This is a genomic window from Catenovulum sp. SX2 (assembly GCF_052056295.1).
Lineage (GTDB): Bacteria > Pseudomonadota > Gammaproteobacteria > Enterobacterales > Alteromonadaceae > Catenovulum.
The window spans coordinates 1,827,526-1,850,032 of the sequence record NZ_CP182493.1 but is presented as its reverse complement, the minus strand read 5'-3'; the positions used below and the strand labels follow the sequence as shown (position 1 = coordinate 1,850,032).

Sequence of the window (22,507 nt, the reverse complement as noted above, 5' to 3'; positions counted from 1 at the left end):
GTTATTTCTCCAAAAGGTGTTGTTGTCTAAATTGCATAACGGGTAAACCAGCGACGCCCCAGTTGTCTAAGTTAACTTCTTCAATGACAACAAAGGTGGTTTGTGGATCTTTATCTAAAACTAGGCTGAGCATTTCAGTTGAACGTTTAATCAGTTCGGCTTTTTGAGCTTTGCTTACGCCTTCGTCTGTGACTTGAATGGTGACAATTGGCATCATGACTCCTTATCTATTTGGTAGTGGAATACTTTGCTGATAATTTGCCAACGTCCATCAAGCTTGATTAAGCTGAGCAAATCGACAAAGTGTTTGGGTGGAATACTGCATTTAACTTTGGCTAACGCTGTGCAGTCGCTAATAACATCTAGCTGTAAAATTTGATCTGTACGTATTTGTTGTTTACTTGCAGGGGAAATGCGTTGTTCTACTATGGCAAAATAGTCTGGCATGGATAAATTAACCAACTCGCCTGAGCTAGCTGTAATGTACTTTGCCTGTGGGTGAAACACCTGTTTCAACAAGCTGACATCACTGTGGTACAAAGCATCAAAATATTGCTGCAATACTTGTTTAATCGTCTGTTGAGTTTCATCCATTGTTTAACTCCCGTAGTCATTTGTTTTGCAGTGTACATAGCGGTGCTTTGTTGATAAATTCACAGAAAATGCACAACGGGTTTGCAAATATGCACAGTTGGGATGACTTTAGATACTTTTTACATGTGGTTGAAAGCGGCGGTTTTTCGCAAGCGGCTGCCAAATTAGGTGTTAATCACTCAACTGTATCTAGGCGTATACAAGCGTTAGAAGCTGCGCATGGGGTCAAGTTATTAGAGCGCACACAAATGGGTTATCAAATGACTGAAGCGGGCGCTTCTGTATTTGAATTAGCCGAAAAAATGCAGCAAGCCAATGTTGCTGCATCGCGTATCTTACTTGGGCAAGATGCACGTTTAGCCGGTGAAATTAACTTAACCATGCCACATGAATTATTTGACCATGTATTGGCAAAACCTTTACGCCAATTCACGCTTAATTACCCAGATATTCGATTGAATTTGCAGGTGTCAAAAGGCTTGCGCAATATGGCAAATCGCGAGGCTGATTTAGCCGTGCGTTTTACCGAAACCCCACCTGAGTATTTAATTGGCACTTGCGTCACCACTATGCAACACGCTTTTTATAAACATAAAGACTTAAATATACAAGAGCGCACACCGTTAATTGTTTGGCAGCGTGATAAAGGCATTCCACATTGGGCTGCGCAATTGCCCGCACCTGAGGTGGTGATGCAGGTAGATGATTTGCAGTCAATGTATACTGCGGTTGCTGCTGGTTTTGGGCTTGCGAGAATGCCGTGTTTTATGCCGGATGTAATGCACAATAATGATATTGAACGTTTGCCAAACCCGTTACCAAGATCTAACTGGGGCATATGGATTTTAAACCATGTTGATTTACGTCATACCGCGAGAATTCAAGTATGTCGTAAGTATTTGCAGCAGGTATTAGAACAAAATATTGCACTGTTTGCCGGTGAGTGGTCACAGCTTAAATGAGTTGGCCTATACTCATATTGAATTCAAGAGAATAAATAGTATATGCAGAGCATTTTCCTAAAATTTATCTTACTGTTATTCAGTTGTTTATTCGCAACTATGCCAGTTAAAGCTAATTTGTTAACAGAGAATAAATTGACGCTACAAGACCAATCATTATGGTACTTGTTGCAAGCAGATGAGCTAGTTGATGTTCCAACTCTCATTAAACAATTCCCACAATCATCCGCGACTACCACATCCTTATTGGGGCAAAAGGGTGCGGTTTTGGCGAAAGTACCAATACAGGTAAAACACGCGGGTACTTGGTATGTAATGCCGGTGGCAAATTTTGTAGACCAAGGCCAAGCTTATTGGCAAGACGAGTCGGGCAATATTCAACAGGTTGCCGATTTCTCGCAGTTTCAGCAAGCACAGTCTGTGATCTTGATGCATGGGCAAGCATTTAAACTCAGGTTAGAAAAAGCGACCACAGGTACATTGTGGATTTATCTACAGGCTAAACATTATCCAACACCAGTGCATATATCTGTTGTGTCAGAAAGCCAGTTTATTGCTAGCTCGTTTGTTGTTAACTCGCTGTCTATCGTCACCATTACCGTTATGTTGATGTTGGCAATAATGGCGCTGATTTTGTTTGTAAAAACGCGTTATCAAGTCGCGGCTTTTTGTTTCGGTTACCTTGGTTTACATGGATTAGGCTGGGCTGCTGCGGCTGGCCTTGGGCAAATTATTTATCCTATGTCACCGATTAATACTAGTTATGCGGGTATGTACTTATTTCCCTTTGCTATTGGTTGTGCTAGTTATTTTGCTTATTACTTATTTAATTTTGATCGCTTTAAACAGCTAAAAAACCGACTATTAGTTTATTACGCCAATGCCGCATTCTTGTTGGGTGTAGTGATGCTATTGTTACCTTTTACTTGGGTGTTTTATTTATCGCATTTACTTGCAAGTATTTGGGTGTGGGTGAGTTTATTTATTGGCTATAAAATGCTTAGCTTGCAAGACTTTAGAGCAAAGTATTTTTTCACCGGTAACCTGCTGTATAGCTTGTCATTGGTTTACTACATGTTATCGCATTTCAGTGCCTTTGACGGCCCTTCACCTGAGCTGGTTGTAATGTTGGCATTGTCGGTCGATTGTGTGTGTATTTTATTGTCTTTATCCGAATGGCTGAGGTTAAAACAGCAAGAGTTTAACCATGTTATGCATGAGTCTAGGTTCGACGCGTTAACTGGGGTGGGTAATCGTTTATTATTAAATGAAAAGCTAGCAGAATTACAAAATCAATATTTGGTGGTGTTTATCGATTGCGACAGTATCAAAGAATTAAACGACCAGCTAGGCCATGCCCAAGGCGATAAATTTTTAATTAATGTCGCTAGCTTAATGCAGCAACAAATCGGCAATTTAGGCTTAGTATTTCGCACCGGAGGTGATGAATTTATTTGGTTATGCGAAGTGGCGCCAGCAAATAACCTAACGAATTTAACCATAAAGATTGAACAAATACTGGCTGATTTAAATGCTCAAGTAAAACAGCGCTGGCCGTTATCTGGAGTTAGTTATGGCATAGCGACTAGCGACGAAGGTAAATCTGCATCGCATTGTTTATCTATTGCCGACAGCCGTATGTATCAATTGAAATCACAACATAAAGCGCAAGCGGGTGGTGATGTTTAGAGTTGGTTTTTAATTTTGTTTGTTGCCCAAATATCCAGTGAGTTTAAAACACCACCTCAACAAAATGTGGGTTATCAACTGTTATGCGTAACTTAGCTATCGAGTCCAAGATAACTAACGTGTCTTTGCCTCTAATATTTATTTTTATGCATTCTTCACGGGCGTCATTGCGGGCGGTATCTAGCGCTATGGCAGTGATGGTGTTACCGTTTTTTAGCGTGAGTTGGATTGGGTAGTTAAATAAACAGACTATTTCTATATAGTCGTAGTCGCTGCAACTTATCATGGCTTTTCTCAAAAAACATAACCCGCACTTGGCGGGTTATCTTGGCAGATTAACTGGTTTTATTCGTCTTTGGTTAACGGCATTAAGTTATTGTATAACTCGCTGGCTAAATAAGCTTGGTCGTTATCTGGTAACTCGCCTTTGCCTAATTTAATTTCGAGTATGCTTTCAATTTCACTTTTGTCTCTATCACCAAAACTCAAATTTAAACCAACACTGGTGCGGGGAGAACTGCTGGTGCGGCAACCAAATAAACCACAATCTCTATGTACACCATGGCTATGGCCGACCGACACTCCACTTTGAGGACCTACTCTTTCTTTGTCGATAATGGTTTCGCGGTTGGTTACGACAAACCAGTCATAATCGTTTAGTTTAGTTAGCTCAGCTGCGCGTAATAACGCAAAGTTCATCGCCTGAGCTCTGTCGTCGCTGCGGTGTTTAAAATGCACGCGGTATTTGTCTTCGGTTAGTTTGACTTCTTTATAGCCAAAGCCATTATCTTTTGCCGGACGATATGCCGGTTGGCTGGCACACGCCGAAATTAAAATAACACTGATTAAAGTTAATACTAGTTTGTTTAAGCTGTTCATAATATGTACCTCTTTAATATAAACATCAAGTTATGCTGTCTACATGTACAGGAGCATAATTTTCGCAAAACCGCTGTGAATACATCCTTGTACGCTTCGCTTTTTCATCCATGAAAAAGAAATTTTGCTCTAAATTATTGCTCCTATACATTTATCGACATATGAAGACCTATTCTCCACTCGGGAATGGGTTACTTCACTTGCCATTGATTTTGTTTAAGCGATTGCTCCTGCTGCGGCATTAAAAAGTCGCTGCTGATCATCGCATCAATACTTTGTTGCATTAACTGCTCGGCATTTACGTTGTTTGATGATGCTGTACCCGAAGCAGTTTGATATTCATTATTCGCTGTTTCAGGGTAAAAACTCGCAACTTTCTGCCAGTTATCACCACCCTTACAGGCTATATGTTTACTAATATCACCAGCAGAGGATGAAACTTTATATTGGCGGCAAACTTGTTGACTGTAGTTAATAAAAGTTAACTCAGGCGTCAGTGTGCTGCCGTCATCCAAACTAAAAGCATTACCCGATAGGCTGTTTTCTAAAACCGCCGCTTGTTGTTGCCAATTATCAGTTGCCGTTGGTAATGACGTTTGAGTTTGGCTAAATACGCCTAACATCACACCCGCAACTAACGCAACACTGGCAGCTTGTGCAGCATGTTCAGATAAAAACTGACTCAACTGCTTAACAGGTTTTTTCCAGCTAGCCATTTCAACTACATTCGACTCAGTTTGGCTTGCAGCACTTGGCTGTGCCAATAAATCATTTAACCCTTGTGGCAATGGTTGCTCATCAATTTGGCTATAGGTGGCTCTAATTTGTTCATCCACCATACTCAGTTCGGCTAAACGCATGGCAATTTGTTCGTCGTCGGCTATTTGCTGACGAATTTCCGCCATTTCATTTTCAGCTAGTTCAGCATCTAAAAAGGCTGAAAGTTTTTCATCTGTGATCTTCATGCGTTTGCCTCCTGTGGAGTCACTTTTAAATATTCAGCTAATGCGCTGCGGGCGCGGGCTAAACGGCTCATCACTGTGCCAATTGGTAAATCTAATGCTGCAGCGGCTTCTTTGTACGATTTGCCTTCAAGCGCAATTAATGCAATTAAACTGCGCTGATCGTCCGGTAATTTATCCATCGCCAGATTTACTTGATTCAATGCAATTTCGCTCTGAATGGCGTGTTCGCCATCCACTGTTTGATTGTCTGTTAACTCAGGTTGAGTCGTCGCTTGGCTGCGTACTTTGCGCGAGCGATATTCATCAATCCATAAGTTTTTGCATACTCTAAACGCCCATTTAGTTAAATCTTGCTCGTCACCTTCAGGGGCTTGGCGCAATAACTTTTCAATGGTGTTTTGCAACAAATCGTCGGCGTCGGCATGGTTGCCTGTTAGAGCAAATGCAAATCGCCTAAGTTGTGGCACAATTCTAATAATCTGTTGTTGCATACTGGCTTATGCCTCGTTTTTGTTAAACTGTTACTTAGATAACGTGTCAGCGAAAAATTTATTCCGAAAAAATTAAATTTTTTTAGTTTTATTTTTTGCGAGGTAAATATATGGGAATAAATAGCGCCTTTTAAACGTTAGTTTAATAATAGAAGGCTTGTCATCAACGAGAGTGTGAAATGGTTAAATTTTTTCGGTTAAATACTGTAGTACTGCTTATACTGAGTTTGACCACTCAATCGGCAGCCGCAGATGTGTTGGAGCAAGTAACAGATGTTGTTGAACAAAGCACAGAAACTGCTGAGCAGCGGCTAGAGCAGGTGTTACAGCAAGCTGATGAAAATGCAGACAAACTGGTTGAATTGCCTACACAGCTGCAAGATAAAATTCAACCTTTGCTCGACCCTATTGAACTCGCCGCTGAATCAGAAAATATTTTATTGGCAGGTATTAGCAATAATCTTCAGCAAACTTTTACTATTGTTGATGCACGAGGCAGAAAGGTTTTTGATGAAGCTGTATACCCACCGCAGCAATTGGCAGTGGCAAACGAATGGTTGATTCAGCTTGATACTGAGCAAGTACAAGTTAAATGGCAACAACAGCTGCAACAGGCAGACAAGCTAACCGCCATAGAGCAGTTTTCGATTGAACATTTAGCTGCGCTCGATATGCAAATTATCCGCTTGCGTACTACACCAGCGGCAACTAAACAATTGCACAATGATGCAAGTCTTGCCGAGCAGCAGGCATTTTTAGCACAATTACTTAATATGCCTGTCGATGTTATACAGCAGCTGACCCTAGAGCGTAATTTTATCTACCAGTTGCAAGCTGAGGATAATCCATCGACCGCTAAAGCTAAGCACTCACCCAATAAACTAGTCTGTAAGCAGCCGTTAAAATTAGGCATATTAGATTCAGCAATCGAGCTGAATCACCCACAATTACCAGTGAATCAAATAACCCAACAAGATTTTCTTGAAGCAGGTTTAACCCCAGCAATGGCACATGGCACAGGTGTGGCGGGTATTTGGTTGAGCCAAGATTATGCGTATGCACAGTTGCCAAATGCGCAGGTGGTCAATGCATCTGTGTTTTATCAAAGGCCGGACGGCAGCCAAGGCGCGACCATGTTAAGTTTAATTCGTGGGTTAAATTGGTTGGCTGAGCAAGATGTGCGTGTGATTAATATGAGCCTAACTGGGCCGGATAATGCGTTATTGCTACGGGCAATTAAAAAAGTAGCGGCTAAACCTGTGGTGATAGTTGCTGCGGTTGGTAATGCCGGACCAGCGTCAGCACCTTTATATCCTGCTGCTTACCCAGAGGTTATCGGCGTAACCGCAGTGCAAGCCAATCAAAAAATATATCGCTGGGCAGTGCGTGGTCAACAAGTTGATTATGCTGCACTGGGGGTAGATATGCCGGTACTGGCCGATAAACAACAAGTTATTCGCCAAAGTGGTACTTCGTTCGCTGCACCAATTGTGGCAGCACATATAGCCTGTTTAATTAATAACAAACCCACTTTGGGTTTAGAAGCCAAATTAATGCTGCGCAACCAAGCAATTGATTTAGGTGAGCCAGGTAAGGATGTAATTTTTGGTTATGGCTGGATAAATTGAGAGCGGTTTGGCAACTTTCGCCTATAATCATTTAGGTTCGGCTAATTTCATAGATAATAGCCGCAAAAAATTAGGGATATCACCATGAAACTCAACCGCTTTAAATTGTACGCTCACAACTTGCTTGTGGGTTTATCCGCCTTGATTCTGTCTGCTTGTAACCAAGTTGAGATAGAAATTAGTAATGACAGACCCAATCTAACCATTACCGAAATAAATATCGCAACAGATCAAATTTACACAGCCAGTGACCAACTGCATTTTGATTACACATTAGTGGTAGATGATTTAGAAGATGTTGATGTATTAGTCGACTTTTATCTAGTACATGCTGAATCTGACGGTTCGAACGATGATGCTGTCGAAGTTGAAATTGAAGCGGCACATCATTTAGCTAGCCTGTCACACGATATGTTAAGTGAAGGTCATTTCACTTATTCAATAAACGCACAAATTCCGGCTGATGTAACAGAAAGCGGTAAATACTGGTTAGTCGCGCAAGTTGACCCTTTTAATGAAGTTGAAGAAGACAACGAAGACGATAATCACCCAAATATTGATAATGAAGACCATTTAGTTGGCAATTTCCCCGCGTATGAATTAGATATTGAAGTTCACCCAGAGCACGAATTTCTGTTTGAACAAGTTGTAGTGGATGGTGATTTAGTGGTGTTAGATTCGCCAGATCACCATGAAGGTGTCGGTGATCATCATGCAGACATCATAGGTCATATAGACGCCATCTACCATGGTGCAGAAGCTGCATCTGCCAAACTAACGGTTGAAGCTTTAATTAATGGCAGTTATCAAGTTGTGTCGCAGTGGGACAACGCCCAAGCAAGTTACCAAACTTCTACACAAATTGATTTTGCCTACAATGGTGATGAACACTTTTTTGGTTTTGATTTAGCCTTAACCGATGAACAATTGCAGAATTTATATTCTGTTTATCAAGCGGATGCAGATAATACCTTATCACTTAGATTTACCTTAGAGGACTTAACCGATTCAAGCCTGCCTGAGCACGATGATAGCAATAATGTTTATCAGCTAGATTTACCGCTGTTTTTCTTTGAAAACGACACAGTTGCAGCAAAAACAGCGAGTGAAGGCACAGCGCGACGTTTTACCAATACAGGCAATCAACTCATTATTGATGGTTCGTATAACAAGGGATACGGTGATGCGAGCAAGTTTAAAGTCGCGGTTGATTTAGCCGGTAGTCTAACTTTAGATTTACTCGGTGTTGGTACCGGCCAAGGTGCAGTAGCCGAAGCCGGTGGCTCAGTAGATATGTGGATTTTTAATGCACAAAACACCATTTTTGGCATTAGTTTTAATGGCCAAGCTTATACCTCAGGTTTAAATACAGGTTATGAATCAGAAATGATTATCTTCAATACCACAGTCTTTGAAGATGAAAACTATGTAGCTCAGTTCTCTAAAACTTTTGAAAAATCTTGGGAAGAAAGACGCGTATTAGCCAGTACAACTTTTACCGTTGGGCCAATTCCAATTAAGATTGAAGCGGGTTTAGACGGTTCGGTTGGTTTTGAATTTACCATAGCTTACGCAAGTAAATTAACTGCGGGTGGTGATATTTTTAGCACTAACTTTGGTGGTTTTGCTAATGGTGGTGTCAGCTTAGGTTTAGCTTCGGCAGGTGTGACTATTGTAATTACCTTGTTGGATAATGTGTTGAATTTAGACAGTGAAGCGAACTTAGCCTTATTGGACGATGGTCAAGTTAATCCGCGTATTGAATATGCTTTTGCCCTGACAGATGAGATAGACATTATCAGTGGTAAATTTGGTTTATACGCTGATGTTAAAGGCATTAAGTGGTGTAAAAAATGGGGCATACCATACCCTTGTGGCTCAAAAACCACTACCTATTATTTATGGTTATACCAAACACCAAGTGTGTTTAACAAAGCTTGGACTCTATATAGCAAAGAAGGTAGCATCAGTATCTAGAGCTAAATCTATATTTTATTGGAGCTGGCTTTTGTCAGCTCATGTTCTACGCCTCTCTAATGGAATATATCATGTCGTTTTTATCTGCTAGTCGTACTGTTGTTGGCTGTTGTTTACTAATTGTTGGTAGTTTCGGCGCTTCAGCAGCTTCACAGCAATGTAAACAAAGTTACTCGTTAGAGATAAAAACACATACCCAATTTAGCTTTGGGCAAAGCAATCGTAGTTATCATATTTTGCGCGCGAATATGGCATTAAAACAATTTGCTGCAAGTGACACTGGTAGTTGGTTCGGCTTACAGTTAACCGAGGTTGAGCAAAAGTTAGATAATCAAATTTTGCAACAAGAGCCTATTTTATCTTTGCCGTTTAAGTTTCATCGCACGCATTCGGGACAAATAGACCAATTTCAGTTCTCACAAAATTTAACTAAAGAGCAGCAAGACAGGTTAAAAGGTTTAGCTTTTTATTTGCAGTTCACCGACAAAAAATCGCAACAACAGCTCAGTGTGCAAGAAGTGGATACTATAGGTGAGTTGACGGCTGAGTATAGTTGGCAAGCGCCAGTTTTGATTAAGCGCAAACAGGCCTATATCAACTTAGCCAACGCCAGTACTGTCAGTCAGCCAATTGAAAAATTTGAGGTGATTAAGTCTAAACATCAAATTACGCCGGATGACTGTTTAGTAGAACGCATTTTGGGCAGTGAAACTTTGTTAGCAACCGGCAAAAATAAACAGTTGTCGATGCAAACTCAGCAAACATATCGTTTGTTTAAATTAGAAAAACTAACCAACGCAGATTTATTCTTTTTAACTGCAGATATTAATACATGGCCAAAATTAGTTGAGCCAGAAAAACACCTGACTACGGATGAATTAGCTAAATTGCGTAAACAAATGTTGAGTCAGTTAGAGTATCTAGATCTTTCTCAAATCGATACTGCTGACTTAGCCAACTGGTTGTTACAGTTTGATCCTGTATTAGACAGTTTGCACCAATTGATAATGGAGCAAAAATTTTCCGACGCTGCGAATATGCGTTTGTTCAATGCTTTAGGCTTGTTAGACTCGGTGAATAGCCAAGCGTTATTAATCGGCATAATTGAAATGGATTTATTCTCAGAAAATAATAGATTCCGCGCTTTGCGCGCATTATCTCAAGGTCAAAAAGCTTTAACCGCAGACATTACTGAGAGATTAGTTGTGCTGCTAGGTGAACAAGATTTTGCTGGCAGTGAAGCTATGCATGGTGCAACTATTATGACGCTCGGCGCTTTAGTTGCTCGCAGGCAAAATAATGAACATAGTCAAATATTAGAAACTGCATTAACCAATAAACTTGCTGGTGAAACCAATAGCCGCAAACAAGCGGCACTGGTGGCTAGTTTAGGCAATACAGCTAATGAAAAACATACAGACACATTAGCCAAATACACTCAAGTACAAAGTGATCATGTGCGTGCTAATGCAGCGTTTTCGTTAGGGCAAATTGGTGGTGAAAAAGCACATAATTTGCTTTCTGGCATGTTACAAGCCGAAAGCTCAGATAGAGTGCACAAAGCGCTGTTTTCGGCGCTAGGCAACTTTTCAATGAATAGTGCAGAAATTGATAAAGTCAGTGAGTTGGCGGTCAATAGTAGCAGTGAACAAACCCGCGCCGCGGCCATTAAAGCACTTGCTAAGCAAACTCAACAAAAACAACAAGTGACGACACATTTAAAACAAATGATGAAATCAGAAAAATCGCGTAAAAACTTTGCGTTGGCGGCTAAATCTCTAGTTGCTTTGGATAAATAATGGATACTTTAGCTGGGGTTCGAACTGTAGTTGCTGTTGTCGAAAATTCATCTTTTACCATAGCGGCCGACAAACTTGGTATTTCAAAAGGTTTGGTGAGTAAACAAGTTAGCCAAATTGAAGCGGCACATAATATACGATTGTTTAATCGCAACTCGCGCAAAATTTCGTTAACCGATGCGGGCGCGAATTACTACCAGCATGCGCGCAAATTACTTGAGTATTACGAACAAATGCTCGATAGCGTCGTTACTCAACAAAATACCCCAAGTGGCAAGCTGCGCATTAGTTCACCCATTGCATTTGGTGAACATGTAATGACACGACTACTACCTAAATTTAGCCAGTTATACCCACAAATAAAGTTAGAACTTATTTTGCAAAATCAGCCGGTAGATATGCTAAAAGATGGCATAGATATTCGGATAAAAAGTGGCAAAGTCAGTGATTCGAATATGATAGCTAGGCCTGTGTGTAAATGGCCTCTGATTGTTTGTGCATCCGCTAAATACCTAGCGGATAAAACTTTGCCAATAACCCCACAACAGTTGGCTGAACATCAATGTGTATTGGACAAGCATTTAGACGACAATACAAACTGGTTATTTGGCTGCAAAGATGGTGGTGATATCACAGTTGCGGTGAATGGGGTATTAGCCTCGAACAATCCACAAGCTGTGGTTAATATGATTAAAGCCGGTGGTGGTATTGGCTTAGCCGCGCGTCAGTCGGTTGCCGCTGAATTGCAGTCAGGTGAATTGATTGAGCTTTTGAGCGATTACCAAAGCAAAGTATTAGACATTTATTTAATTTACCCGCATAGGCAACATATAGCGCAAAAAACACAGTGTTTTATCGACTTTATGTTGTCGCAAGATTTTTAATGATGGTTTCCAAAATGGAAACGTTGTGTTTGTAATTTTCCTGTTTACCCTTTTGTTGATTGATTTAAGCTATGCCCCTCATATAAAAATTAAACAACAAAAATATTATGGAAAATCGTCTACACAAATACCGCAAGCAAGTTTTAATCGCTAGTCTATTATTCATTGGCGCTGCGCTGCAGTTTGCCCACGCCCAACAAAAAGTTGCTGAATGGTTGTCTGATTCAATTATTCAGCGTTATCAACCAACTATAGATGTATTAACTCACCATGGTTGGGATCACTCCAACAGCATAGTCATGCATGCTATGGCTAAGGTGTATCTACAAACCAACAACCCGAACTATTTAGCTTATGTGCAAAAATATGCCGATGACTATATTAATGCCGACGGCAGTATTAATGGTTTATTAACCACATTAGATGGCATGCACCCAGCAGTCTTGTGTTTGTTTTTGTATCAACAAACAGGTGATAAAAAATACCAAAAAGCTGCAACAACAATGCGCGACCATTTGCTTGGCAAGAACGGACAAAAGTCTCAGTTTAATAAAACCCAAGACGGCATTTTTTGGCACAAAAACAATGCTAAATACCAAGATGTTGCATCAGTTGACGGTTTGTATATGAAAGACCCATTCTTAGTGCGTTATGGACTTATGTTTGACCAAGCTGAATTGGTGGACGCATCGGTTGAGCAGGTACTAAAACTGGCACAGCGCTCTTTTAATATCCGAACTAATCTGGCTTTTCATGCATGGGATGCAACAGGCACACGTGAGTGGGCAGATCCTATAACCGGTCAAGCGACTCAACATTGGTCACGCGCGTCCGGTTGGTTTGCAATGGCTTTGGTGGATATATTGGAGTACTTGCCTAAATCACATCCTGAATACAACAAAGTAGCGCATATATTTCAGCGCTTAGCTCTTGGGCTGAAAAACGCCCAACATCCAAAAAGTGGCTTGTGGTATCAAGTATTAGACCAAGCAGAACAGCCGGATAATTATCCTGAAATTAGTGGCAGCGGTATGATTGTTTATGCGTTAACTAAAGGTGTGCAGTTGCAATTGTTAGCCGATGAATATGCACTAATTGCGCAAAAAGCTTGGGTTTCAATGCAAGATTATATCAAAACTTATAGTGACGGTGGCCCACAAATTACCTCGGTTGCACCTGGTATGAGTAGCAAACTTGATTACGCGGCTTATGTAGCGGTTAAACCAATTGAAGTGCCGCGTAGCCAAACAAAACAATATTCACACGGTTATGTAGGCGTATTAATGGCGGCATCTGTGATTGAATATCAAGGGTTAAATAACAGGGCTTTTGTTACAGCTGGTAGCTAATTGCATGCTCTAACAAGGCGTTTTCTTCTAAGTATGTTTTTATGCGGCCATAGGTAGCTGTTTTTGCTTTGCCTTTGTGGTCGCTTAAATGAACACCATCGACAAATGCTCGGCCTAACCATAATTTAAAGCGGCTGTGTTGCACTGGCTGCGGAGTAAAATGCGCTAGGCTGGCAGCTTTTAGCTCAGCTACATCAGTTGTTTGGTAAATCGCACTGTTAATCATGTCCAAAGTAAATTCTGTACAGTTTTGATATTTTGAGTTGAACGGGTTAGCAATTAACGAGTATTTGGGATTGTGCAATTTTGCATGATCATTGCGTGCAACCAGCTCAATTAATTTTTGTTGTAACTCTGGTGTTGGAATTAAAATGCCTGCTTTAAGTTGATGCACTTGCCAGAAAAAGTCGGTTGGGTAATCAACCACTAATTGGCTGCTGTCTGCGTCATCTGCGTTTTGATAAAGGTTGTGGATCGCATACCCATAAGCAACTTCGCCATCTTCCAAGGTGATTTGTGAATAAATCGCCACGGCAGTGTGGGTAAACTCTATGCCTTTTGGCAAATCTTCCGGTGGTTGGCCAACTCGAGCAATAATAAATGCACGCGCATTTTTCGCCGCAGCGTATTTTTCAACGGACTTTGCAAACTCGCTGATTTCTTCAGGCTTAAACTGAGCTTCACCTGTTTGTGTGCTGCCTGCAAAACTAAAACCACTGATTAATAAGGTGGTAGCTATAGTCGTGAATAAAGCTAACTGACGAAGTAATTTTTTAAACTGTTTCATAATTTTTTCCTTTGATTTTGTGCTTGTAGCTGCTCTGTAAACGACTAGGGCAGCTTGTGACTATTTATTCAGCTCTGGGATTAATTAGTTGTTGTTTGTTGCATTGCTTTTTTCGGTGCTGGTGGCTGCTCATTTTTAGCGACCTTGCCATGTTGAGTGACTACTTTGTCACTGATATGCAAACCCATTTCATCCGACATAGCCTTGGAAACGTCAGTGGTAATTTCTTTAACTACAGCTTCAGTGGTAATGGCGGTCACAACAACAGATGCACCAACTGCTACTACAGGTACTGCAACAGCGGCACTAACCACTTGCATGCCAGCGACAGTTGAATGACCAACAGCTTGTGCACTGTGTTTACTCGCTTGGCTAGTATGTTGTGACGGGCCTTGTTGCGAACCAAGTGCAGCGGCTTGGCCGGCAAATAATAGAGATGTTGCAACTAAGCTTGTTTGAATAAATTTGTTTAACTTTAACATTGTGAAAATCCTCTTCGGTTTGGCCAACAATATGTGTGGCGACGAAGAGAAATTAGTCTTGTGTAGCAAAATGGTAAACACCTTTGCTTAATGTGTAGAAATGAGCTACTTTTGGTCTATTAATTTAATACCTTATCGCTCAGCTAAGGGACTATAAATAATAATGAGCCAAATTAAGCACATCACCAATACACTTAAAGCTTTATTAAAACAGCATAAAATTACCTACAAAGAATTGGCTAAACAGTTGGATATGAGCGAAGCCAATGTAAAACGGGTTTTCTCTACACAAACTTTCACTTTGGAAAGGCTTGAACAAGTTTGCCATGTAATGAACATCAATCTATCCGATCTATTTCTGCTGGCTGAGAAACAACAAGACCAGCTGACTGAATTAACCGAAGAGCAAGAGCAACAATTGGTGGATGATTTAAAGTTATTGCTTGTGGCGGTGTGTGTGCGAGATGGTTGGAGTTACGCTGAAATTATCGAGCATTACCAAATCGACCGATTTGAATGTACTCGATTGATGGCCAAGTTAGACAAGCTGAAAATGATCCAACTATTGCCAAACAACCAATATAAATTGTTAATTGCACAAGATTTTCGTTGGCGTAAAAAAGGGCCGTTAGAGCGTTTTATGCAACAGCAAGTTTTAACTCAATTTATGCAAACTAACTTTGAAGGTGAAGATTGTTTTCGTTTTTATCTACGAGGCAGTTATTCGGATGCTTCAATTGTGACCATTCAACGCAAACTTAACCAAGTGACCAAAGAGGTGGCGTTACTTAATCAAGAAGATGCGCAATTGCCTTTATCACAACGCAAACACATAGGTCTATTAATGGCAATGCGGCCATGGGAGTTACCTCAATTTGCTAAGCTGCGCCGATAAGGTATTAAAAAGGTAGACTTTAAGTCGTGTAAAACAAAACTATTGCTATTTTAGTTTATTATTTTGTTGGTTGAATTACCTTTAAGCCACCTCAACGAGGTTTAATTAATTTAAAGGATATCAATTATGACAAATTCAACTACTCAAGTTACTAAACCTACATCAGCGTATAAATTAGCTTCAATTGTTGCCTTGTTGTTGGGCAGTGTTAGTTATTCAATTGGTTTAATTAATGCTGATTTACAGCTAAATGAAAAAGGCTATTTTTTGATTATTTTGTTGTACGGATTATTCGCCTTCGTGTCTGTTCAAAAATCAGTACGCGATAGAATAGAAGGCATTCCAGTTTCAAAAGTGTACAACATTATCTGTTGGGCTTCGGTAGCAATAGTACTGTTATTAATGACGATAGGATTGTTTAATGCACCACTAGCACTCAGTGAAAAAGGCTTTTTCGCCATGAGTTTTGTTTTGAGTTTATTTGCCGCTGTGACAGTGCAGAAAAATATTCGAGATAATTTGCTGCAAGAGGAAGTCGCTGAACTTGAGCAAATTAGTTAAAGTGGCATTGATTTAAGCAGGGTACTTGTACCCTGTTATTTACTTACCTATAGTTGTAATTTCTGCTAACGAGAAAGGAGTCACGGATGAAAGCTAAGTGTTTATGCGGTCAAATTGAATTTGATTTTACTGCAGATAAAGGTGTGGCGATGAGTTGTTACTGCTCATTGTGTCGGCGTGCGCATGGTGCTGATTATGCGACTCAGCTTATTTCCAAAAAGAGCAGTCTTAAGTTTATTCAAGGCGAAACTTTATTAACTGAATATGCATCAAGTGATAATGGCATCCGCGCCTTTTGCAGCTGTTGTGGTTCTAGGTTAATGAATTATGCACGAGCGGGCAGTGACTATATGAGTGTCGCTTTAGCTTGTGTGACCACAGAACACCACATTGAACCTATCGCCAATGTGCAGGTGGCTTCAAAAGCTGAGTGGGTTTCACCCAATGAGCAAGTGGATAGTTTTGATATCTTTCCGCCGGATATTCATAAGTATTTTTAGTTTCTACTAAGCTCAATCTGAGCAAATACATTTAGTTGAATACTAGTTATTTACTAAAGCAATAAGATTGAGCTTGTGCCTAGTATTTATAGTTGTTTTACTAGCCCTATTGAGACATTTTTAGATAGGATGATCTTATGTCAGATATAGATGTCACCAGCCCTCTTTTACTCTTTCCGGCTATTTCTTTGTTGCTGCTCGCTTATACCAATAGGTTTATCGTTATAGCAGGGTTAACCCGCTCTTTATACGAGAAATACAAAGAAACGCATGACGACTCTATGTATGCACAAATTGAGCATCTGCGTTTGCGTATCAAACTGATTCGCCATAAACAACTATGGGGTGTTATTGCTTTTATGCTTTGCTGCATTTCTATGTTGTGTAATATGGCCGAGTATCAATTTGTTGGTGGAGCGTTATTTGCTGCAAGCATAGTTACCTTAATTATTTCCTTGATTATTTGTTTTGTAGAAATTTATATCAGTGGTTATGCATTAAACGTACAGCTTGAAAGCTTAAGCAAGCGAGGCTAAAAGCTTAGCCTCATAGTCATTTCTGCCAAGGTTTCAGAGTAATCTGCGCTGGCTAAATTAGACCGATTATCTTTATATTCAATATTGCTGATAATGGTCAAATAGCCAGCGATAGGTTGCTGCCATTCAAGACCAATCGCTTGGTTACGATCGTTACGCACCGCAATGTTTTGTCCTTGTTCATTATTAATTGGATAGTGGTCATAATTCTTACCCAACCATTGATAATGTAACTGCAGCTGTGCAGTTTCACCAAAGCTAGCAAACTTGTAGGTATAACTACTGCGGATTTTATTTTGGCTAAAATCAAATGTTTGATTGTTAGCTGTTTCAGTTTCTTGATTTAAGCTCAAAGCCAAATGATGGTTTAAATTAATAAAATAAAAACCGTCTAAACCAAATGCGAGTGAATTTGCATTACGCTCATTCAATTTTGAAAAATCTTTGTTTTTTAACGTGCTGGATAATCTTAAGTAGGCTTGTTTGCCTAACATTGAACCTATGTCGAGTGTCAGCATCTGCATATCTAACAATGGGTTGCCTGCTAGTTCGACATCGGCAAAATCGTAGCGTGCGCCTAGACGGATTTCCTCTAACGACCATTTTCCAGCTAGGTTAAATTGTTTAAGTTCAGTGTCGTAGCTAGAAGTGGATTGGTAATCTTTTTTGCTCCATTGTAAGCCAGCTGCGACTTGGCTGCTTTCAGACAAATCAAATTGACCTTTTAATTTAGCTTTTAAACTTAATGCTTGATCACTTTGGTTGGAAGCTGTGCCATCTAACTCGGCAATGGTTAATTGGCTGTCATGGATAACACCCGCTTCGGTGGAAAACTGTACGCGGTTTTCAGCAACTAAATGGTTTGATGTGAACGCAAAAATTGCGCAGGTTACTGGTAAAACGGCTGATTTAATGCGGAATGTGTTCATAACAAAACCTCTACTAAAAAACTATCAACAAAGAAAATGTGGCGTCCTTGCCACTACTCGAGGAGATTAAATTGAGCTTATAGGTCAGCTAAAGCATTTAAGCTGTTTTCAGCCGCTAGCTCTAATGCGTTGTCGACTTGTTGGTCTATGTTAGACGCAATTTCGCTTTCAACGCTTTGCTCTGCTGATTGCTCGGCAGTCGCTTCTGCTGTTGATTCAACTGAGTTGTTAATTGAATCGCTAATTTGTTGGTCGAAGTCGAGTGATTGCGTTAATGCACTATCTACACTGTTTTCAATTGCACCAGTGACTACGCCTGACACAGCCCCATTAATTGTTGAATCAATAGCGCCTGAAACGCTTTCTGATACACTGCCAACCACATTAGCATTTACCGCTGTATCAATACTTTGTTCAACGCTGTTACTGACAGTTGAACCGACAGTTTCAAGCAATTGTGCTTCAACTACTGTGTTTACTGCGCCATCAATGCTGGCATTGACGCTGTTGTTAACTTCACCTGCAATATCAGTGGCTTGTTGCACACTGCCGTCAACTGCTAGTGCAATATTGGCTGCCGCACCTTGGCTATATTCGAAGCTTTTGTTTAAACCTGCGGTTAATTGTTTGCTGATTTTAGCTTGAGAATCGCTTGCCGCTTGCTCAGTTGCTTCTGTATCGTTTTTGGCTGTTACTGAACCTTGGGTATTTGCTTGAGTGTTTGACTCAGTTGTTGTATTCGATTCAGCTTGATTATTGGTACTGGCTGTTTCGCTTGATTCAGAAGATGACGCTTCTGTCTCTGTTTCAGCTTCAGTTTCTGAGTCACTTACAGCTGCTGTTTCATTTGAACCTTCAACTTGTTGTTCTGTTGAGGCATCAGTTTGGGCGTTTACATTTGCATCAGCTTGAGTTGATTGTTCTGCTGATGCTTCAGCTTGTGCTGAGTTTTGTGCATCAGCTGAGTTTTGCATATTTGCTGAGTAGCTAGCAGAGGTAGATTGCTCAAACTGCACATCAGCATCAATGTGAGTGTTAGCAGCCGCAGTTGCAGAAGTTAAAGCACAGATAGTTAAGATTGCAGATTTTTTTAAGTTAAACATAATCGTTCTCCTAGTGAACTCGTTTTTAAACATTGATGTGGTTGTGCATCAGATTCACTAAGGTAACGATTGGGCTGTGTGGTTTATTCCGAAAAAACTTTTACGTTAAAATAAATTGAGTACTGGTTCACATATAAATGCCATTTTTACTTACTGAAAATGATATTTAAGCTGTTGATTATATTGGGTTACCTTCTTTTTTGATCGTGCTTGCTTCTATTCCATCTACAATGTGCTTGGTTTGCTCAAAGTAAGGTGAACTGGTTGGTATTTGTTGTAAAGCGGCATTTGCCGACTGATAATTTTTTTGTAAAGCGTGCAGCTGCGCCAATATTTTATAACTCAAGTGTTTAGTTTCATTACTGGTTGGATTTTGCAATGCTTGCTCAATAATAACTTTAGTTTTGGTTAAGTTTTCTGATCGCAGGTACATAGCTGCAATATCATTTAGGTATTGATAATCCTGAGTAGTAGCAAATAACAATTGATACTCTTGTTCTGCCGTTGCTATATTTCCGGCCTGCATATGCAAAAATGCCAAGTGCGCCGAGTTTTTGCTGCTCTCTTTACAAATCTTTTGTTTTTTACACTCCAAAAATGTACTGAGCGCCAACTCGTGTTGTCCACTGAAACTATAAGCAGTCGACAATTGTTTTTGGTTTCCGTTAGTTTTTCTCTGGCCATATTCATAGCTGAGTAATCGATACTTTATGATGTTGCTGTAGTCGTCTACTAGGTCGTACAGGTTGGCTAAATTGTTAAGGTAGAGTGCACTTTTTGGGGCATACTCTTGTTGTTGATGAGCTGCTAACAAGCTGTTGTAGTGCATGCCGAGTTGTTGCCAAGCTGACAGTTGCATTATGAGTTGGCTATTATTTGACGATTTAGGCTCCATAGCTCTTTGTGCGGCCATAGCCGCTAAGATAAATTCATTTTGTTGATAATGAATGAAGGCTAATTGATCGTAGACCATTGGCTCGGCAAAGCCTTGATAGCGAATATATTGGTAATAATATCGCTGCGCCTGCTCAAAGTTTTGCGTCGCTAGGTATAAAGTGGCTATGTTTTTTAATACATCAACATAGGTCTTTTGGCCTAATATAAAACTTTGAGTCGACTTTTCTAAATAGTGTAGGGCTGTTGGATAGTCGCTTTGTTGGGCGTACAACTTACCTAAAATGTGTTCGATGTAAGCTTGGTCGAAAGCCGTGCTAGGGGTTAATTCTAACAGCTCGGCGGTAAACTCTTTCTGTTGATTTTTCTCACTATACTTGTCGAGGATTTCGGTCAATTCACTGCCCACTTGCTTGGTTAGGTAATGTGTTGGCCAATTAACTTTTTTACCTTGCTCAGTAATTTCGGTTATCAAATCTGTATATTTTTGTGCGTGTTTGGCTGAAAACTCATATTCTGCAATAGCCTCAGGCTTGTTTAATTTGTACTGAGCTAGATGTGCGTTTGTGAAAGATTCAGGGGATGTTTGTTGTTTTGTCGACGAGCATGCTGACACGAGAAGTATGCTCGCGCCTGCGGTGATAATAGTGTGTTTGAGTTTCATCCTATTGACCTTGTTGTTTTTATTTCCTCTATGCGGTCAAAGAATGGGAGATTTTTGCTTGTTTGGCAATTACGTTTTTTTACAAACCTAGGTCTATTTCATGTATACATTCTATCAGCCTAGATACATCGCGTTTGCAGCAGCCTGAACCATCGGTTGCATAAGTTTTGCGTCTGACTGCTTCAACTGTGTCTGCGCCATCCGCTATGGTCTCGATAATTTCCATTTTGTTTACCTCGTTACAGACGCATAAATTGCTGTCGAGATCTTTTTTTAGGATGTCGGGTAGTTTGTCGAGCGGATTTTTTACGATAAAACTCATTGGAATTACATGCATTGGTTAATGTGAACTCAACCATTATATCAGTAAATGGGTCATTTGTTTGCAGGGCGATTGGTGTGTTGTGTGGAATTTCCATGCGACTTTTGTACATGCTTGTAGCAGTGGATTAATCACTGCTGCTACTCCAGTGGCAATCAAGCCTATTGGAAGCATAATTTTCTAAAAACGCTTTTCGCCAATCCTTGGCCGCTCGCAAAAGGCATCCATGCCTTTTGAAGTTTTAGAAAATTAGCTTTCCAATAGACTTTTATCTGGCATTTTTATCGCTATGTTTTTTGCTGTACACCCAATTCATTAACTCACAGCAACTCAGATGTGAATAAGGTATGTGGGTGTGTTGCGAGCAAAACTTCACAAGGAAGGGAAGCCTTGTGTGAGCGGCTCAGGGATGAGTTTAAAGCGATTTTGCTCGTAATACCCCATATACCTTATTTGAAGAATACCCTGATCATTTGGTGAGTTGTTCGGAATATCCATGCAGCATGCAAATAGACTTTTAGCTAGCATTTTTATCGCTGTTCTTTCTAAAGCGATTCCATTTACCTTCGATTTCTATGGCTAGAACAGGTTTCGGCGAAAAATGAATCCACATAAACACTGGTTGCCAAGCTTACGGTAAGTTATAATTGCCGCCATTTTTCGCGCGAAATTCGGGCAATTTGCCCCTAACTAACAACAAGATATTCAAACTATATGGCTAAGTACGATATCAAAACCTTCCAGGGATTAATCCTGGCATTACAAGATTATTGGGCGCAGCAAGGCTGCGTAATAGTACAACCTTTGGATATGGAAGTGGGTGCAGGTACATTCCACCCAATGACATTCTTACGCTCATTAGGTCCAGAGCCGCATAACTGTGCATACGTGCAACCGTGCCGTCGCCCAGCGGATGGCCGTTACGGTGAAAACCCAAATCGCTTGCAGCACTACTACCAGTTCCAAGTTATTTTGAAACCATCTCCAAGCAATATTCAAGAATTGTACTTAGGTTCATTAGAGCTATTAGGTTTTGATACGCAAACCCATGATATTCGTTTTGTTGAAGACAACTGGGAATCACCAACATTAGGTGCTTGGGGTCTTGGTTGGGAAGTTTGGTTAAACGGTATGGAAGTCACTCAGTTTACCTACTTCCAACAAGTAGGTGGTTTAGAGTGTAAACCTGTATCGGGTGAAATTACTTACGGTTTAGAACGTCTTGCTATGTACATTCAAGGTGTCGACAGCATTTACGACCTAGTTTGGGCAGATGGCCCTATGGGTACAGTGACCTACGGTGATGTGTTCTTACAAAATGAAGTTGAGCAATCAGCTTACAACTTTGAACACGCAGACGTTGATGCATTGTTTGCTCAATTCGACCAATGTGAAAAAGAAAGTGCCAAGCTAATTGAAAAAGGTTTGCCGTTGCCAGCTTACGAGCAGGTTATGAAAGCATCACACGCATTTAACTTATTAGATGCACGCCATGCAATTTCAGTAACCGAGCGTCAGCGTTACATTTTACGTGTACGTACTTTGGCAAAAGCATGTGCTGAAGCGTATTACGCAGCACGTGAAGAATTAGGCTTCCCATTATTAAAGAAGGTTTAA

At 40.4% G+C, this 22,507-nt stretch carries 24 protein-coding genes; 12 read left to right on the top strand and 12 right to left on the bottom strand.

Annotated features, from left to right (window positions below; genetic code table 11):
• Position 1: 1 nt before the first annotated feature.
• The gene (locus ACMZOO_RS07765) at positions 2-217 is read right to left on the bottom strand and encodes a tautomerase family protein (RefSeq protein WP_440906117.1); all 216 of its coding nucleotides are present in this window, start codon (positions 215-217) and stop codon (positions 2-4) included.
• Positions 214-594 (bottom strand): nuclear transport factor 2 family protein, encoded by a 381-nt coding sequence (locus ACMZOO_RS07760; RefSeq protein ID WP_440906116.1) that lies wholly within the window; start codon positions 592-594, stop codon positions 214-216. The genes ACMZOO_RS07765 and ACMZOO_RS07760 overlap by 4 nt, the downstream gene beginning before the upstream one ends.
• 89 nt (positions 595-683) lie before the next feature.
• On the opposite strand from ACMZOO_RS07760, the gene ACMZOO_RS07755 reads away from it, so the two are divergent.
• A complete protein-coding gene (locus tag ACMZOO_RS07755; protein WP_440906115.1) occupies positions 684-1,556 on the top strand; it encodes a LysR family transcriptional regulator in 873 nt (290 codons plus the stop codon).
• Between the two features lie 42 nt (positions 1,557-1,598).
• A complete protein-coding gene (locus ACMZOO_RS07750; RefSeq protein WP_440906114.1) occupies positions 1,599-3,245 on the top strand; it encodes a GGDEF domain-containing protein in 1,647 nt (548 codons plus the stop codon).
• A 43-nt stretch (positions 3,246-3,288) separates the two neighbouring features.
• Here ACMZOO_RS07750 and ACMZOO_RS07745 read toward each other — a convergent pair whose 3' ends face one another.
• From ACMZOO_RS07745 to ACMZOO_RS07730, 4 genes are all read right to left on the bottom strand, one after another.
• Positions 3,289-3,531 carry a Rho-binding antiterminator gene (locus ACMZOO_RS07745; RefSeq protein ID WP_440906113.1) on the bottom strand — a complete coding sequence of 81 codons (243 nt, stop codon included), beginning with the start codon at positions 3,529-3,531 and terminating at the stop codon, positions 3,289-3,291.
• Between the two features lie 59 nt (positions 3,532-3,590).
• Positions 3,591-4,124 carry a CC0125/CC1285 family lipoprotein gene (locus ACMZOO_RS07740; RefSeq protein WP_440906112.1) on the bottom strand — a complete coding sequence of 178 codons (534 nt, stop codon included), beginning with the start codon at positions 4,122-4,124 and terminating at the stop codon, positions 3,591-3,593.
• A 191-nt stretch (positions 4,125-4,315) separates the two neighbouring features.
• Entirely contained in the window at positions 4,316-5,089 is a 774-nt protein-coding gene (locus ACMZOO_RS07735) for an anti-sigma factor family protein (RefSeq protein ID WP_440906111.1), read from the bottom strand.
• Positions 5,086-5,580, bottom strand: a complete 495-nt coding sequence (locus tag ACMZOO_RS07730) for an RNA polymerase sigma factor (RefSeq protein ID WP_440906110.1) — start codon at positions 5,578-5,580, stop codon at positions 5,086-5,088. Before ACMZOO_RS07730 ends, ACMZOO_RS07735 begins: the two co-directional genes overlap by 4 nt.
• Before the next feature lie 179 nt (positions 5,581-5,759).
• Between ACMZOO_RS07730 and ACMZOO_RS07725 the strand changes: the two genes are divergently transcribed.
• The 5 genes from ACMZOO_RS07725 (at position 5,760) to ACMZOO_RS07705 (ending at position 13,217) form a co-directional block, all read left to right on the top strand.
• The gene (locus tag ACMZOO_RS07725) at positions 5,760-7,208 is read left to right on the top strand and encodes a S8 family serine peptidase (RefSeq protein WP_440906109.1); all 1,449 of its coding nucleotides are present in this window, start codon (positions 5,760-5,762) and stop codon (positions 7,206-7,208) included.
• A gap of 84 nt (positions 7,209-7,292) precedes the next feature.
• Positions 7,293-9,185 (top strand): hypothetical protein, encoded by a 1,893-nt coding sequence (locus tag ACMZOO_RS07720; protein ID WP_440906108.1) that lies wholly within the window; start codon positions 7,293-7,295, stop codon positions 9,183-9,185.
• Between the two features lie 71 nt (positions 9,186-9,256).
• The gene (locus tag ACMZOO_RS07715; protein ID WP_440906107.1) at positions 9,257-10,984 is read left to right on the top strand and encodes a HEAT repeat domain-containing protein; all 1,728 of its coding nucleotides are present in this window, start codon (positions 9,257-9,259) and stop codon (positions 10,982-10,984) included.
• The gene (locus ACMZOO_RS07710) at positions 10,984-11,868 is read left to right on the top strand and encodes a LysR substrate-binding domain-containing protein (RefSeq protein WP_440906106.1); all 885 of its coding nucleotides are present in this window, start codon (positions 10,984-10,986) and stop codon (positions 11,866-11,868) included. Before ACMZOO_RS07715 ends, ACMZOO_RS07710 begins: the two co-directional genes overlap by 1 nt.
• A 107-nt stretch (positions 11,869-11,975) precedes the next feature.
• Positions 11,976-13,217, top strand: a complete 1,242-nt coding sequence (locus ACMZOO_RS07705; RefSeq protein ID WP_440906105.1) for a glycoside hydrolase family 88/105 protein — start codon at positions 11,976-11,978, stop codon at positions 13,215-13,217.
• On the opposite strand, the gene ACMZOO_RS07700 is transcribed toward ACMZOO_RS07705, so the two are convergent.
• Positions 13,201-14,004 carry a DUF2145 domain-containing protein gene (locus tag ACMZOO_RS07700; RefSeq protein ID WP_440906104.1) on the bottom strand — a complete coding sequence of 268 codons (804 nt, stop codon included), beginning with the start codon at positions 14,002-14,004 and terminating at the stop codon, positions 13,201-13,203. The genes ACMZOO_RS07705 and ACMZOO_RS07700 overlap by 17 nt on opposite strands.
• Positions 14,005-14,084: 80 nt before the next feature.
• Positions 14,085-14,486, bottom strand: a complete 402-nt coding sequence (locus ACMZOO_RS07695; RefSeq protein WP_440906103.1) for a hypothetical protein — start codon at positions 14,484-14,486, stop codon at positions 14,085-14,087.
• Between the two features lie 163 nt (positions 14,487-14,649).
• Between ACMZOO_RS07695 and ACMZOO_RS07690 the strand changes: the two genes are divergently transcribed.
• The 4 genes from ACMZOO_RS07690 (at position 14,650) to ACMZOO_RS07675 (ending at position 16,978) form a co-directional block, all read left to right on the top strand.
• On the top strand, positions 14,650-15,381 hold the full coding sequence (locus ACMZOO_RS07690; protein WP_440906102.1) for a helix-turn-helix domain-containing protein: 732 nt from the start codon (positions 14,650-14,652) through the stop codon (positions 15,379-15,381).
• A 126-nt stretch (positions 15,382-15,507) separates the two neighbouring features.
• Positions 15,508-15,942: an inner membrane protein YiaA gene (gene yiaA, locus ACMZOO_RS07685; protein WP_440906101.1), complete on the top strand. Its 435-nt coding sequence runs from the start codon at positions 15,508-15,510 to the stop codon at positions 15,940-15,942.
• Positions 15,943-16,028: 86 nt separating this feature from the next.
• Complete coding sequence (locus ACMZOO_RS07680) at positions 16,029-16,442, top strand: GFA family protein (RefSeq protein ID WP_440906100.1); 414 nt, start codon at positions 16,029-16,031, stop codon at positions 16,440-16,442.
• A 137-nt stretch (positions 16,443-16,579) separates the two neighbouring features.
• Entirely contained in the window at positions 16,580-16,978 is a 399-nt protein-coding gene (locus ACMZOO_RS07675; protein WP_440906099.1) for a DUF2721 domain-containing protein, read from the top strand.
• Here the strand turns inward: ACMZOO_RS07675 and ACMZOO_RS07670 are convergent.
• From ACMZOO_RS07670 to ACMZOO_RS07655, 4 genes are all read right to left on the bottom strand, one after another.
• Positions 16,975-17,907, bottom strand: coding sequence for a hypothetical protein (locus tag ACMZOO_RS07670; protein WP_440906098.1), 933 nt, complete (start codon positions 17,905-17,907; stop codon positions 16,975-16,977). The genes ACMZOO_RS07675 and ACMZOO_RS07670 overlap by 4 nt on opposite strands.
• A 77-nt stretch (positions 17,908-17,984) precedes the next feature.
• On the bottom strand, positions 17,985-19,010 hold the full coding sequence (locus tag ACMZOO_RS07665) for a hypothetical protein (protein WP_440906097.1): 1,026 nt from the start codon (positions 19,008-19,010) through the stop codon (positions 17,985-17,987).
• 178 nt (positions 19,011-19,188) lie between these two features.
• The gene (locus ACMZOO_RS07660; RefSeq protein ID WP_440906096.1) at positions 19,189-20,568 is read right to left on the bottom strand and encodes a tetratricopeptide repeat protein; all 1,380 of its coding nucleotides are present in this window, start codon (positions 20,566-20,568) and stop codon (positions 19,189-19,191) included.
• Positions 20,569-20,647: 79 nt separating this feature from the next.
• On the bottom strand, positions 20,648-20,890 hold the full coding sequence (locus ACMZOO_RS07655; RefSeq protein ID WP_440906095.1) for a (2Fe-2S)-binding protein: 243 nt from the start codon (positions 20,888-20,890) through the stop codon (positions 20,648-20,650).
• 714 nt (positions 20,891-21,604) lie between these two features.
• On the opposite strand from ACMZOO_RS07655, the gene glyQ reads away from it, so the two are divergent.
• Positions 21,605-22,507: a glycine--tRNA ligase subunit alpha gene (gene glyQ / locus ACMZOO_RS07650; RefSeq protein ID WP_016956175.1), complete on the top strand. Its 903-nt coding sequence runs from the start codon at positions 21,605-21,607 to the stop codon at positions 22,505-22,507.